At 34.0% G+C, this 15,445-nt stretch carries 13 protein-coding genes; 11 read left to right on the top strand and 2 right to left on the bottom strand.

The genetic code is table 11. The features are described 5' to 3' along the window. From B8T70_RS23955 to B8T70_RS19035, 9 genes are all read left to right on the top strand, one after another. A partial coding sequence (locus B8T70_RS23955; RefSeq protein ID WP_086895855.1) for a hypothetical protein occupies positions 1-1,617 on the top strand: 1,617 nt, incomplete at its 5' end. Positions 1,618-1,700: 83 nt separating this feature from the next. After that, entirely contained in the window at positions 1,701-4,106 is a 2,406-nt protein-coding gene (locus B8T70_RS19000; protein WP_039116769.1) for a hypothetical protein, read from the top strand. Positions 4,107-4,224: 118 nt separating this feature from the next. Then, complete coding sequence (locus tag B8T70_RS19005) at positions 4,225-5,472, top strand: gliding motility-associated C-terminal domain-containing protein (RefSeq protein ID WP_086895856.1); 1,248 nt, start codon at positions 4,225-4,227, stop codon at positions 5,470-5,472. A gap of 9 nt (positions 5,473-5,481) precedes the next feature. Further along, complete coding sequence (locus B8T70_RS19010) at positions 5,482-6,396, top strand: type IX secretion system membrane protein PorP/SprF (protein ID WP_039116768.1); 915 nt, start codon at positions 5,482-5,484, stop codon at positions 6,394-6,396. A 21-nt stretch (positions 6,397-6,417) separates the two neighbouring features. Then, positions 6,418-8,388 (top strand): OmpA family protein, encoded by a 1,971-nt coding sequence (locus B8T70_RS19015; protein ID WP_165763231.1) that lies wholly within the window; start codon positions 6,418-6,420, stop codon positions 8,386-8,388. 209 nt (positions 8,389-8,597) lie between these two features. Further along, on the top strand, positions 8,598-9,470 hold the full coding sequence (locus tag B8T70_RS19020) for an AraC family transcriptional regulator (protein WP_086895858.1): 873 nt from the start codon (positions 8,598-8,600) through the stop codon (positions 9,468-9,470). An 88-nt stretch (positions 9,471-9,558) separates the two neighbouring features. After that, positions 9,559-10,260 carry an ankyrin repeat domain-containing protein gene (locus tag B8T70_RS19025; protein WP_086895859.1) on the top strand — a complete coding sequence of 234 codons (702 nt, stop codon included), beginning with the start codon at positions 9,559-9,561 and terminating at the stop codon, positions 10,258-10,260. A 10-nt stretch (positions 10,261-10,270) separates the two neighbouring features. After that, positions 10,271-11,629, top strand: a complete 1,359-nt coding sequence (locus tag B8T70_RS19030) for an amidohydrolase (RefSeq protein WP_086895860.1) — start codon at positions 10,271-10,273, stop codon at positions 11,627-11,629. Between the two features lie 500 nt (positions 11,630-12,129). Continuing rightward, entirely contained in the window at positions 12,130-12,429 is a 300-nt protein-coding gene (locus B8T70_RS19035; protein ID WP_086895861.1) for a hypothetical protein, read from the top strand. Here the strand turns inward: B8T70_RS19035 and B8T70_RS19040 are convergent. Further along, entirely contained in the window at positions 12,426-12,800 is a 375-nt protein-coding gene (locus B8T70_RS19040; protein ID WP_039114107.1) for a helix-turn-helix domain-containing protein, read from the bottom strand. The two genes, B8T70_RS19035 and B8T70_RS19040, sit on opposite strands and share 4 nt — an antisense overlap. 92 nt (positions 12,801-12,892) lie before the next feature. On the opposite strand from B8T70_RS19040, the gene B8T70_RS19045 reads away from it, so the two are divergent. Both B8T70_RS19045 and B8T70_RS19050 read left to right on the top strand, forming a co-directional pair. After that, entirely contained in the window at positions 12,893-13,891 is a 999-nt protein-coding gene (locus tag B8T70_RS19045; protein WP_086895862.1) for an NADP-dependent oxidoreductase, read from the top strand. A gap of 5 nt (positions 13,892-13,896) precedes the next feature. Continuing rightward, positions 13,897-14,367: a cupin domain-containing protein gene (locus B8T70_RS19050; RefSeq protein WP_086895863.1), complete on the top strand. Its 471-nt coding sequence runs from the start codon at positions 13,897-13,899 to the stop codon at positions 14,365-14,367. Between the two features lie 258 nt (positions 14,368-14,625). Here B8T70_RS19050 and metQ read toward each other — a convergent pair whose 3' ends face one another. Then, positions 14,626-15,444 carry a methionine ABC transporter substrate-binding lipoprotein MetQ gene (metQ, locus tag B8T70_RS19055; RefSeq protein WP_039114015.1) on the bottom strand — a complete coding sequence of 273 codons (819 nt, stop codon included), beginning with the start codon at positions 15,442-15,444 and terminating at the stop codon, positions 14,626-14,628. Position 15,445 lies beyond the last annotated feature (1 nt).

Genomic DNA, 15,445 nt, shown 5'->3' on the forward strand with positions numbered 1-15,445 from the left:
ACATTAACCACAGAATCTCAAAATTTAACTACAGGAGCAATAACCTATACAAATGAAGCTGGCACAGCAGTTACTTCGCAAGTAGTAAGTGCCGATGCTGGTAATATTGTAACAGTTGGAGCAGATGGTGGAGCTTTTGTAAATAATGCTGTTATTAAAGCGAATGAAACATTGACTACAGAATCTCAAAATTTAACAACAGGAGCAATAACCTATACAAATGAAGCAGGTACAGTAGTTACTTCGCAAGTTGTAAGTGCCGATGCTGGTAATATTGTAACAGTTGGAGCAGATGGTGGAGCTTTTGTAAATAATGCTGTTATTAAAGCCAACGAGACATTGACCACAGAATCTCAAAATTTAACAACAGGAGCAATAACCTATACAAATGAAGCAGGTACAGCAGTTACTTCGCAAGTAGTAAGTGCCGATGCTGGTAATATTGTAACAGTTGGAGCAGATGGTGGAGCTTTTGTAAATAATGCTGTTATTAAAGCGAATGAAACATTGACTACAGAATCTCAAAATTTAACAACAGGAGCAATAACCTATACAAATGAAGCAGGTACAGTAGTTACTTCGCAAGTTGTAAGTGCCGATGCTGGTAATATTGTAACAGTTGGAGCAGATGGTGGAGCTTTTGTTGATAACGCTATTATTAAAGCCAACGAAACAGTAACAGTAATAACTCCAATAGTAACTACAGGAAATACCATTGCAACTTATACAAATGAAGCTGCGGGAACTCCAGTAGATATTAAAGAAACGCTAACATCATTAACAGATGTTGTGACACAAGTTACAGATGAATTTGGGAATGTTAAGGATTTACACACATTGACTTATACAGATGAGGTAGGTACTCCTAATGGAATAGATTTATCCGTTTTAGTTAAAGGAGTAGAAACATTAACTTCATTGAGTTATGATGGTACAACTCAGTCATTGATTTATCAAGATGAAGAAGGAAATTCTTCTGATTTTAAATTGACAGATTTAGTTGGAGATGCGCAAACATTAACAACATTACAAGTAAATCTTGCAACAGGTACTTTAGATTTTACTGATGAACACGGAACAGTAAACCCTATAGATTTGAGTGCTGCTGTAAAAGAGCCTTGGTTTAGTTCAACAACAAATGTTGGAGCGACATTAAATACCGAAAATATTTATACAAACGGATGGGTAGGAATTGGATACACAACACCATCTGTAGCAACTAATGAAAAATTGAGAGTAAATGGTGCTATTACAACAATCAATAGTTACTATGCGGATTATGTATTCGAAGATTATTTTAAAGGTTTTTCTGAAATCAAAGCCGATTATAAATTTAAACGTTTATCAGAGGTAGAGGATTATATCAAAAAGAACAAACACCTTCCAGGAATAACTCCAATTACAGAGTTAGAAAAAACCAAAGAAGGGTATTCATTTAATATGTCGGAGTTATCAATTCAGTTATTAGAAAAAACAGAAGAGATATACCTTCATATAATCGAGCAAAACAAAGAAATTGAAGCAAAAGACAAAGAAATTAAAGAATTGAAATTAGCTTCAGAATCGATGAATCAACGTTTGGAAAAATTAGAAAAACTAATACTAGAGAAAAAATGATAAAAGTTCTTATCAGCTTTTTAGTATTCAGTACAAAAAGCGTAAGTATCAACTAATATTATTCTAGACTAAAAAATAAGATTATGAAATATATATATAAAACGCAAAAAATTATCCTAGCAACATTATTTAGTTTGCTCAGTTTTTGCTCAGTTTTTGCACAAACGGATAATACAAAATTAAAGGACGGTACAATAAGTACCGGGGCAACCAAAGCCTTTCCCGGAGCATTGTTTGAATTAGAAAGTAACAACAAAGGAATGTTAACTTCAAGATTAACTACAGCACAACGTGATGGAATTGCTGTTGCTAACTTAACCGATGGATTATTAATATTTAATACAACAACCGGATGTTTTGATTATTGGAGTCAGATACAAGGAGTATGGTTAAGTATTTGTGGTACACCACCACCGGCAGTATTTGGAATTTCGGCAGACGAATGTCTTCAAATACTTGGTAATGGTGCTTATAAACAAGGGGTAGCTTTAACACTGGCAAATTATTTGACAGTTCCAGTTACAGCAATTCAACCAGGAACCTACACTATATCAGCAACAAATAGTAATGGATATTATTTTACAACTAGCGGAACTTTTCCTAGTGCAGGTTCTTATGTTTTGAATTTGCCAGGTACAGGTACACCAAATAATGGTTTTACAGTAGGCGATCCAGGAGATGCACTTACTATTTCATTAAATGGAGTACCAGTTTCATGTGTACCTCATGTTTATGTAGAAAAAGCCAATGTCGATTTTGCAATAACTTGTGCAAGTATAGCACCAACAGGTTCTTATAATATCGGGATCCCACTTACAGTTGCAAATAAGTTATCTGTAGAAGTAAATGTAACAAATCTAGGTTTCTGGAGTATGAGTACCAATACAGTAAATGGATATTCATTTAGCGCAACGGGTACCTATACAACATTAGGAGTTCAAACAATTAATCTATTAGGAACTGGTACACCAATTGCATCAGGAACAAATAGTTTTAACCTTTCCTCTAATGCTACAACAGCAGGCACAGGTTCTTGTTCTGGTATTTCAGTTCCAGTCGCTCCTGTAGCATATACAATGGATTGTACAACAGCAACACAAAACGGAGTTTACATGCAAAATATTCCTTTAATTGCTGCTAATACAATCACTTTACCAATTAATGTAACCGCAACAGGTCAAACAACAATAAGTACTACCACAGCTAGCGGAATTACATTTACATCAGGACTGATTAATTTATCAGTTTTAGGACCTCAAAATGTAACTTTAAGTGGTTCAGGAACCCCAACAGCATCAGGAGCAATAGCCTTTACGGTTACAGGAACTCCAGGTACAGTAGGAACTTGTTCATTAAATGTAACTATAGCTGCACAACCAGTTACCTATGTAACTAATTGTGGAGGAATAACAGTAGCGGGTACTTATGCCCCAGGAACAGCAATGGATGCTACAAATACCATGACAGTTCCAGTAACAGTAACTTATGTAGGAGCCTATTCAATTACTACGAATACAGTTAATGGTATTACTTTTTCTGCAACAGGAACATTTGCTACAACAGGATTACAAAATGTAGTAATGACAGCAACTGGTACACCAACCTCAGGAGGTAACTATCCATTTGCCATTACAGCAAATAGTACTAACGGAAGTACCCCTTGTAATAAAAGCGTATCATTCGTTATTCGTTTAATGAACGTTTTAGGATTAGGAGATGGTATTTATCAGCCAGGTACTGGAGGAGCTTATGCATCTAGAGCAGTATTAGCTTCATTAGCAAACTTTGGACCTACAGGTACAGTACAGGTAGATGGAATTAAGATTGTTAATGGAGGAACTAATACAGGAACTACATTAAAAAACTTAATCAATAACAATAAAATTGATATCATAGTTTTAGGATATAATTATAACACGACAGATGCGACAACTTTAAATATTCTGGCAGATTTTGTTAAAAACAAAAAAGGAGTATTAATTCAGGCGCAGGAAAATGGTAATGCAGGTATAGCAACTTTAGTTAATTCTATTTGTGGTTCTACAATAACTGCGGCAGATGTAAATAGAGATAATTGTACTTACATAAATCCGTTAGTAAATATTGCTGATCCAATCTTAAATGGTCCTTTCGGGAACATACAAGGGCTTGCTATAGGTGGTGATAACAATAACTCTTATTCTATGACACTACCAGCAAACACTAGTAGTTTAGCAACAATAAGTGGTCTTCCTGCCAGGGTAACAACATTTAGACACAATTCATTAGGATATGTTTTCTGTGGAGATGGAGGATTACTTACAGGTACATCAAGTACAAATAATTCTACAACAGATTATCCTGCAAAAATTACAACAACAGGACTACCGCTTTCTAAACCTTATAATGGTGGTACAACAGTTTATAATAGTATTTTTTATGCTAATTCAATGGCATGGGCTATTGGATATGTGCAAGACAATATCAATGTGAATTATAATATTCCTTAATCAAGGGATAGAACTAGAGAAAACACCTCTTTTATAAATAACATAATCGAGGTGTTTTTAATCACTCTAAATGTTTTACTTAAGACACGATTTGTCATAACACTTTAAATAAAAGAATATGATCAAAATTTATATAAAAACTATTATTATATCCATGTTTTTCATTAGTCAGCTTGGTGCACAAACGGCAAATTCGGGTGTACTAACGATTATGCCAAATACACAGTTTGCTACAGTATCAGACTTTAATAATAGTATATCGGGTAATGTTTTAAATGATGGAAATTTCATCGTTTATTCAGATTTTAATAATGATGGAATAGTCAGATATACAGAAGCTAATAACGGAACAACCTTTTTTACAGGTACAACAGCGCAAAATATCGAAGGTGCATCAGTTTCAGATTTCCAGAATATAGTCTTTGATAATCTATCCTCATTAGTTCCTTTTCATTTGTATACCAAAATTTCTGTAGGGAAGCAGGTGGATTTTAAAAGCGGAATTGTCGATGCTGCTACTTATAATGGTAAAGTAATTTTCAAAGAAAAAGCGACTCACATAGATGTTAGTAATTTGAGCTTTGTAGATGGACAAGTAGAAAAAAGAGGAGTTGCATTGTTTGAGTTTCCAGTTGGAGACGATTTGTTTTTCAGACCCTCATTTCATGGTGTAGGTACAGATGCAAATAATGTTTATGTAACCCAATATTTTCTCGATAATGCAGGAAGCACCCGTCCATATACAAGTAAAGAAGATATTATTCTAACTATTGATGAGGTAGAGTATTGGAATACAACCCAAGACTTAGGAAGCGAAAAGATTGTTTTAAGTCTTTCATTAGATCCAGCTACAACACCTGCTGCCTTTTTTGTAACAGATCCCAATAAAAAATTATCTATAGTACGTTGGGATACTGCTTTGGCAAAATGGGTAGATGAAGGCGGTATTACAAGCAATCCGAATATTAGTGGAAGTTATTCAAAACTAGTTACTTCACAAGTAAGAGGCTATGGGATTTTTACAATTGCTATAGTTAACAAACCAGACATTAATCCTAATCTAGATATCGTTGTAAATAACGCAATATCACCAAATGGAGATGGTATTAATGATAGTTTCCTTATAGAAGGAATTAACAAGTATCCAGATAATAGAGTGGAGATATACAATCGCTGGGGAGTAAAAGTATATGATGCAAGATCATATAACGAGAGCGATAATATGTTCACAGGATATTCAGATGGGCGCGTAACGGTAAACAAAGGAGCAAAACTTCCAACAGGAACCTATTTCTATGTATTAAAATACAGTAATGGTAGAGATGGGATCGAAAGTTCAGGATATTTATATATCAATAACCAATAAAATAAACTAATGGAAAAGATTTTTTACATAGTAGCAATATTGTTATTGGGAGTTTTTAATGCTTCGGCACAACAAGAATCGCAGTATACGCAATATATGTACAACACTATGGCTTTTAATCCCGGTTATACAGGATCAAGGGAAGTAGTAAGTGCAATGGGATTATATAGAACACAATGGGTTGGTTTAGATGGTGCGCCAAAAACGATGAACTTTTCAATACAAAGTCCATTAGGGTACCATGCCAACGGTATTGGATTAAATGTGGTTAGTGACGAGATAGGGCCAACAAATAATACAGGAGTAATGGTTAATTATGCCTATACAATTATAGGTAATAACGACTTAAGATTCTCTTTTGGTATTTCAGGAGGGTTTGATAATTATGTAGTTGATTATAATAAATTAACTATTCAAAATCCAGATCCCTATTTAAACGGAAAAGAATCTAAGTTCCTGCCAAATGTAGGAGCGGGATTCTATATGCATACCTACAATTGGTATATAGGAGTATCAGTTCCTAAATTATTAAAAACAGATTATTATGATGATGTAGCTTCAACAGTTTATACAACAAATGCTCATTATTATGGTATTGCAGGATATGTTTTTGATTTTAGCCCCAATTTAAGATTCAAGCCAGCAGTTTTGGTAAAAGTAGTAAAAGGAGCTCCAATAGCTGTAGATGTATCTGCTAATTTCTTAATTAGTAATAAGCTAACCCTAGGATTAGCCTATCGTATAGATTCCAGCGTGAGTGGTTTGGCAGGTTTCCAGATTACCGATGGAATACAAATAGGGTATGCGTATGATTATGAAACTACAAATCTGGGAAATTATAACTCAGGTTCACACGAAATTTTCTTAAGGTTTGATCTTTTCAATAAGTCAAATAAACGAATGATAAATCCAAGATTCTTTTAATTAATGATTAAAAAAATACTTATGAAAAAACATTTTCTACTTTGGATAGCATTATTTGGCTTATTTAGTATGCATTCGCAGACTAAATTAGTTGATAAAGCAGAAAAAGAATACGATAAACAAGCTTATGCATACGTAAGTTCAAGCGATTTATATGATAAGCTGGTAGAGAAAGAATTTGGCTCTTCGGGAATCTATGCAAAATTAGGAGATTCTTATTACTTTAACGGAGATTACAAAAATGCTTTAAAGGCTTATAATCAGATAGGTAAATTAAAAGATAATTATAAGTTTACCGATGAGCAACTGTTTCGTTATGCGCAATGTCTTAAGTCAGATGGGCAATTTGATGAAGCTTCAAAAATCATAAAAGAACTTAATAGCAAGTCAGGAAAAGAAGCTATTAATTCCGGAACCGATTATCTAAAAGAAGTCGAGAGGCAATCTAATCGTTATACGATAAAACCGGTTAGTATCAATTCGAAAATGCCAGACTATGGAGCTACATTTTACAAAGAAAATCAGGTAGTTTTCACGTCAGCCAGAGATACAAATGTGGTAGAGAGAATGAAAGACAGATGGAATAAAAAGCCATTCTTTAAACTCTATGAAGCTACAATTACTGGCGATGGCGACTTGGCTGATGCTAAAAAGTTGAATGGAAAAGTAAATTCAGTTTTTCATCAATCTACACCAGCATTTACCAAAGATGGTACCCAAATGTATTTTACCCGAAGTAATTTTTTAGGTAATAAATATGGAGTCGATGATACAAAAACCAACCGATTAAGGATTTACAGAGCAACACTTGTAAATGATAAGTGGACCAATATCGAAGATTTACCTTTTAATAACGAATCCTTTTCAAATGCACATCCAGCATTAAGACCAGACGGAAAGAGTTTGATTTTTGCATCAGACAGACCGGGAACAGTTGGTCAGACAGATTTGTATGAAGTAGCAATAAATCAGGATGGTACATTTGGAGAAGTCAAAAATATGGGACCCTCGATTAATAGCATTGGTAGAGAAACATTCCCCACAATATCCACAGCAGGAGAGTTTTATTTTGCTTCCGATGGACATTCGGGACTTGGAGGTTTAGATGTTTTTGAAGCAGTTAAAAACGCAGATAATACCACCTATAAAGTGGTAAATGTTGGGAAACCAATTAACTCTCCTGGAGACGATTTTGGACTTATAATTAATCCGCAAACACGCAAAGGATATTTTGCTTCTAACAGAACAGGCGATGACCAAATTTATAGTTTTGTAGAGCTGGAACCTTTAAAAATAAAGTATGATGTTCTTGTTTTTGGAAAAGTATATGATAAAAAATATAGCGAATTATTACCAAAAACTAAAATCTCATTGTTTGATTCCAATCAAAAAAAGATAGATGATTATTATACCGATAATGCAGGAGAATATCTTATAAAAGTTCCTCCGGGAGATTATCACCTAACGTATGATAAGGTAGGATATTTGCAAGGGAAAGAAGATTTGAAGATTGTTCAAAAGAACGAAAATCAAATGATTGAAATCAATAAATATCTTGATACAGATCCTAATGCGAGTGAGCTTACAACCGAAGATAACAAATCGATTACAGACGGATCAGATCTAACAAAAAAGTTAGGATTAAAACCAATTTATTTTGATTTTGATGATACAAGAATCAAACCTGTTTCCGAAAAAGAATTGAATAAGATTGTACAAGTTCTAAAAGATTATCCAACAATAACAGTTGATATTAGATCACATACGGATAGTCGAGGAGATAATGAGTATAACCTTAAATTATCCGAAAGAAGAGCCAAAGCAACAGTAGATTATCTCCTAAACAAAGGAGCCAGACCAAGTAGAGTAACTGGTAAAGGATATGGAGAAAGTCAATTAATTAATAAATGTAGCGATGGAGTAAAATGCACAGACAAAGAGCATCAACTAAACAGACGCTCCGAGTTTATAATAAATTTTAATAATAAGTAATATTGATGTTGAATAAAAGATTGTCAAAAAAATGAATTTATTTAGCCATAAAGAGGTTTAGCTTTATTTAAAGTTAAACCTCTTTTCTTTATTTTAGTTTAAAAGAATATAATTTAGCATAGGGCTAAATAGTAAAAAAAGCACTGATAGTGGGGCTTTATAACTTTATTTATATATTTTTGAAAATACATAACTAATATACCATACACTTGAACAAATTTCCTATTCCCACTTTATCAGTAGGTAATATAATTGGCAAAGAAACTTTGGGTATTACACTATTTCAGCATAGTGTAAAAGGACGTAATGCATTCGAGCAACCACATAAACATGATTTTTATATGGTGTTCTTTGTAGAGCAAGGTTCAGGATTTCATAGTATAGATTTTACACAACATACAGTAGCCGATAATCAGGTATATTTTATACGACCAGGACAAGTACATAATTGGTCACTTAATGTAAACACCACAGGGTTTCAGCTTATGGTATCATCAGAGATAGTTACTATTTTTTCTAATTTATCACAACTTCCATTTTTTGAGCAAAGCGTACCATCTTGTCTTTCTTTAACTCAAGAAGAATTTCAAGAATTTAAAAAGCATTTGCATGAAATAGAAATTGCATTACCTCAAAATGATTTGCTTACAAAAGAAACAGTTTTACTTCGATTGCATTTATTATTTAAGCTATTGCAAAAAGACTATCTCAAACAATTTCCAGAATATAGTTTTTCGGCAAGACCAGAAAAAGTAATAAAAAACTTCAATACACTAATAGATAAAAATTTTCAAACTGAAACCTCAGTAAATTTTTATGCCAATAAACTCAACATTACACCAAACTATCTTAATATCCTTTCCCAAAAGTTCTTAAAAACATCAGCCAGTGATGTAATAAAAGAGCGAACAATTCTCGAAGCCAAACGATTGCTTACAAGCACCGACTTATCAATAAAAGAAATAGCGTATCAATTAGGCTTTAATGATAATGGCTATTTTAGTAAAGTATTTAAGAAATATGCTGGGAAAACACCAGGCGATTTTAAAGAAAGTTATAATCTTTACCATCCTTCTCATTAAAAATACCATTGCTGTTTAAAATTCTAAGCGATTTTTGTAAATGATAAATAATTATTGTTTGCAGAAGCAATTATGATTTTAAAAAAATATGGAAAAAATACAAAACAGACGCAATTTGCTATACTGTTTAGTTTTGAATATCCTACTGTTAGCCGGATGTTCTTCTAAACAAGCAGATATAAAAACAGAAAAAATGAATAGTAAAACACTTTTTGAAGCAGTCGAAACCAGAGATGTTGTTAGTGTAACTACACTTTTAAAAGAGAAACCCTCATTAGAAATAAAAAATAAAGAAGGAGAAACCCCTTTAATGAGAGCTGTTTATGATAATAATAACGAAATAGCAAAATTATTAATTGAAGCAGGTGCCGATGTAAATGCGCAAGATAATATGCTAAATAGTCCGTTTTTATACGCTGGTGCAGAAGGAAATCTTGAAGTCGTAAAACTAGCTTTACAACACGGAGCAAATTTTGGAGTATATAATCGTTATGGAGGTTCAGCACTTATTCCAGCAGCAGAAAAAGGACATCTAGAGGTGGTAAAACTTTTAGTAAATACACCAAACTTTCCTATAGACCATATTAATAATTTAAAATGGACAGCATTGTTAGAAGCAGTTTTGCTTAGCGATGGCGGGCCAGTGCATGTAAATATCGTAAAAACTTTAATAGATGGTGGTTGTAATGTAAATATTGGCGATAAGTACGGCGTAACACCATTAGGACATGCTAAGAAATTAGGTTATACAGAAATGATTAAAATACTACAACAAGCCGGAGCAAAATAAAATATAATTTATGGAAGAGAATATAATAAGCCGAAAAAAATTCTTAGGACTTGGAGCCGCTGCAACAGGAGCTGCATTGTTTTCTGGAATTGGTGCTACAGCAATGACACAAACAGAAGCTGAGGATAAAAAAAATAAGGATTTAAAAGAATATATTTTAGTTAATGTAAGACTAGAAGAAGGTTTTGAATACAACGATAAAAACGAAGTAGTAGCCACCAAAACGGGTTTATATAATTTGCATATTGGCGATGGTAAAATAAAAAATATTACTACGGGCAAACCAGTTACAAAATTAAAAACGGTCGATGCCAAAGGACTTCTGATGCTTCCGGGATTACGTGATATGCACATTCATATTGATAAAACCTATTACGGAGGAAACTGGAATGCTGCGCCAAGAAAAGGATATACCGTAAAAGATATGATAACGCTGGAGCAAAAGATTATACCACAATTGCTTACAGATTCTCAGCATAAAGCAGAAGAAGCTATAAAACTAATGCAAAGCCAAGGAAGTTATTTTGCCCGTTGCCAGTGTAATATAGATCCTGTTAGCGGACTTAAAAGTTTAGAACATTTGCTTGCAGCATTAGATAATAACAAAGATAGTTTTGGATGGGAAATTGTAGCTTTTCCGCAACACGGAATTTTATACTCACAATCAGAACCATTATTGCGAGAAGCTGCTGCAATGGGAGTAGACTTCATAGGCGGATTAGATCCAACAAGTGTAGATGGTAATATGGAAAAATCACTTGACACCATGTTTCAAATTGCAATAGATACCAATAAAGGCATAGATATCCATTTGCACGAAGGACTTCCATCAGGGCAAGCCGCTATAGAGTATATTATTAAAAGAACCGAAGAAAACAAACAACTACAAAGAAAAACATATATAAGCCATGGTTTTGCTCTTGCAAAAATGGAACCCAAAGATCTGGAAAAAGTAGCTGAACAAATGGGAGCACTTGGTATAGGAGTTGTTTCTACAATTCCCATTGGACGAACAATTATGCCAATTCCGACTTTAAAAAAGTATGGTGTAAAATTAATGACAGGAACTGATAGTATCGTAGATCACTGGATGCCTTTTGGGACTTGTGATATGCTCGAAAAAGCAAAATTATGTGCACAACTATATGGTTGGACAGACGAATATAGCTTAAGTCGTGCCTTGCATATTGCCACTACAAACGAGATATTACCTCTTAACGACGCAGGAGCCAGAGTATGGCCAGCAGTAGGAAATGATGCTAATTTTATTCTGGTAAAAGCAAGTTGTTCAGCCGAAGCAGTTGCCCGTTTGCCAAAAAGAGAAGGCGTGTTTTTTAATGGGAAAATGATAGCGGGGGAGGTTTTTTAAGGTTCAGAGTAATAAAGGTTCAGAGTAATAAAGGTTCAGAGGGGCAAAGGTTTTCTGTAGAGACGCACCGCAGTGCGTCTACGCAATATAGGTTAACACATAAACTAACCCCCAAACTTGTCTTCCTGACGAAGGAAGACACGAGCGATAGCGAACTGGCGAAGCAATCTCCACGAGTAGCTCGACAATCTTTGTTGAGTTTCTTGTGAGTTAAGAAGTAAAGATGTTACACCATAAACTAACCGCATGTCACCCTGAGCGTCCCGAAACTTCGGGAGAAGGGCTTGCGGGGCTTAGACTCCGCTTTCGAAGTAGGTTATTTTACGTATTAACTCTTATTGCGTAGACGCACTGCGGTGCGTCTCTACAGAGAACCTTTGGTCCAATTTTATACCATCTTGAGCGTCAGTAATTAACAATTAATAATTATCAATTAACAATTGCTCCTTCTTCATAATAAAAATGTAGCTTTATAATTTTGTAATTAAAATGATTACGATATGGCTAATAAAACCTCACAACACATATTAAACACATCGGCAAATCTTTTGGGTTTTTGTCTTATTGTTATAACGTCTTTGCATATCACAAATAAATCAGAAACGACTTATATAGACGAATTCACATCGATCATAGCTATATTTCTTATTTTTTCCTGCTTCTTTTCCTTTTTATCTATTAAGACATTAAAAGAAAAATTAGAGAGAAAATTAGAAATAATAGCCGATTATTTATTCGGGATGGCATTAATAGGAATCTTGATTATTGTAGTTATTAAAACGCTAGACTTAACTAATTAAATCGATTCGATAATTTTTTCACGATGATTAAGTCCCCATTGTACCAAGGTTTCGGTAACGGGCAAAACTGATTTTCCATATTCAGTAACTGAGTAAGCAACAGTAATTGGTCTAGTATTCTGAACCACTCTTGTAATAAGCAAATTAACCTCTAAGTCTTTGAGTTCTTTACTCAACATTTTAGCAGAGATTCCTTCGATTTCGCGTTGCATTTTTTTAAAATGAATAACTTGATGCGTTCTGTTCGTTAAGAATCTTAAAATCATCAGTTTCCATTTTCCACCCAAAACGTCCAGACTATCTCGCATTGCAAGTAGTTCCTCTGTACAATTTGCTTCACGCAAAACACCATCTCTTTTAATTTTTGCCATAATAGTTTCTTTAAGGTAACTAGTAACCATTAGTTAACGGATAGTAAATATAAATGATATTCAGAATATTTTTGTGTTTTAAATCTATAAATATGAAAGCAATTATAGCAGATAAAGAAGGCAAATTACATTTAGAAAATGTCAATACGCCAACAATAAAAGAAGGCGAAGTATTGATAAAGATTATCGCTTCGGGATTTAATCCAATCGATTATCAGATGTTAGAAAATGAACTGGAAAGAAAACTAATGCATTCTCCAATTTTAGGACGAGAACTTTCGGGTATTGTAGTTGAGGTTGGAGAAAATGTCAAAGATTTTAAAGTCGGCGATGCTGTATTTTCAGGTTCAGGAAGTATGGGGTCAAATGGAACTTATGCTGAATATATCGCTATTAGAGAATCTGTTGTGGTACATAAACCTAACTTTTTATCTTTTGCGCAAGCAGCAGGAATTCCTTCGGCAGGATTAACAGCCTTGCAATCTTTTAACCGAATGAAATTAAAAAATTCCGATTCGGTTTTAATAACTGGTGCAGCAGGAGGAGTTGGTGCAATGCTGGTAAAAATTCTCTTAGCAAATAAATTCTCAAACTTTATTGTTACAGCCGGAAATGAAGAAAGCATTCAATCATTAAAAGAAATAGGAGTAAAGGAGAGTCAAATTATTAATTATAAAACAGATGATGTAGCAACTTTTTCTTTAGCAAAAAATAACCAGCAAAAGTTTGATTTTGTAGTGGATTTAGTCGGAAATAAAATAGGAGAAATTGCAGCCAAGCTTTTAAAATCAAATGGAACGTTTCTGGATGTCACTGCACTTTCTACCGAAGAATCCAGAGAAACGCTATTTAATAAAGGAGCTATAATCATGAATATTTCTAATTATACCTATTCTGTAGAAAAAGAGTATGGGTATTATAAAAACGGATTGTCAGAGCTAGTTCGATTAATAAAAGAGGAATCGGTAACCCCGCCAAATATTGAAATTATCGGAGAGTTAAATATTGAAACTGTAACCAAAGCACACGAAATACTTCGCCAGAACAAAACTAAAGGTAAGAAGCTAATCATGCAAGTAAATACGATATAAACCTTATGAAAACAATACCAAGAAGAATTGTAACAGGAACAAAAAACGGGAAATCTATTATTGAGAAAGATGAAGTAGTAAGCAATGTTTCAGAACATTTCCCGGGGCTTATTATATCTGATATTTGGAGTACAGATAGTATGCCAGTCAATCTTTCGGCAGAAAAAATTATTGAGAACACAGCATTTCCTAATACGCCTAAAAACGGAACTTATTTTAGATACGTTCAGATTCCGCCAGATAAGGATTTAGGGATTGTAGTACCAGTTGGACAACCACATCCTTTAATGCATCAAACAGCAACATTAGATTATATAATAATACTTTCGGGCGAAATATATCTTATTGTCGATGAAGAAGAAACACTCTTACAAGCCGGAGATATTGTTATACAAAGAGGAACAAACCACGCTTGGAGCAATCGCTCAGAGAAACCTTGCATACAGTTGGCAGTTTTAATAGATGCAGCGCGGTGAGAAGTTTTTTTTGAAGAAAGATGTTTTTTGGATAGAAGCAAGATGATAGTTATTGCGTGATGTTTGTAGAGGCGCACCGCAGTGCGTCTCCATAATATAATTCCACAAACAGTAGGTATTATTTGCAAGGCAAAAAGGCAAAAAAGGCAAAAGGCTACTGTTTTATCAACAGCAGCCTTTTATTCTATATACAGATTTTAAAGCAACATCTTTCATCTTGCTTCTAGCATCTCACATTTCACATCCCCAAAAAAAAACCTACCAGCCCTTAACAGCGCCACCTTTAAATTCTTTTTCAGCAGCTTTTTCAACTTCTTCTGATTGGAATGCTTTAAGAAATTTTTTAACTTTTTCTTCGTTTTTATTATCCTCTCTGGAAACGATTAAGTTTACGTAAGGAGAATCTTTATCTTCTACAAATAAAGCATCTTTTGATGGTACAAGGCCAGCTTGAGAAGAGAATGTATTGTTGATAATCGCAATAGTTACATTAGCATCATCTAGCGCTCTGGCTATTTGTGGTGCTTCTAGTTCCATTATTTTTAGGTTCTTAGGATTTTCTGCAATATCAGTCACCTTTGGCAAAAGCCCAACACCATCTTTAAGTTTTATAAGACCATTTTTTTGCAATAATAATAACGAACGACCGCCATTGGTTGGGTCATTAGGAATTATAATAGTGCTTTCTGGCTGTAATTCGGCTAGAGTTTTTATTTTTTTAGAATATCCAGCAATAGGATAAACAAATGTCTTCCCGATAATAGCTAGTTTATAACCTCTTTGTTTAGATTGTTCGTCAAGATAAGGCTTGTGCTGAAAAGCGTTTACATCAATATCACCTTGATTTAATGCTTCGTTGGGAACCACATAATCGTTAAATGTAATAAGCTCTACATCCAGTCCGTATTTTTCTTTTGCCACTTTTTGAGCTGCTTGAGCAACTGCAAATTCTGGTCCTGCAGCAACTCCAACTATGATATGATTAGGATCGTTTTTTTTCTCTTTTCCACAGTTTGCAAATACTAATGTAAGTAATGCTATTCCGGCTAGTATTGAAAATTTATTTCTTGTATTCATG

The sequence above is a fragment of the Flavobacterium sp. AJR genome, from assembly GCF_002156885.1.
Lineage (GTDB): Bacteria > Bacteroidota > Bacteroidia > Flavobacteriales > Flavobacteriaceae > Flavobacterium.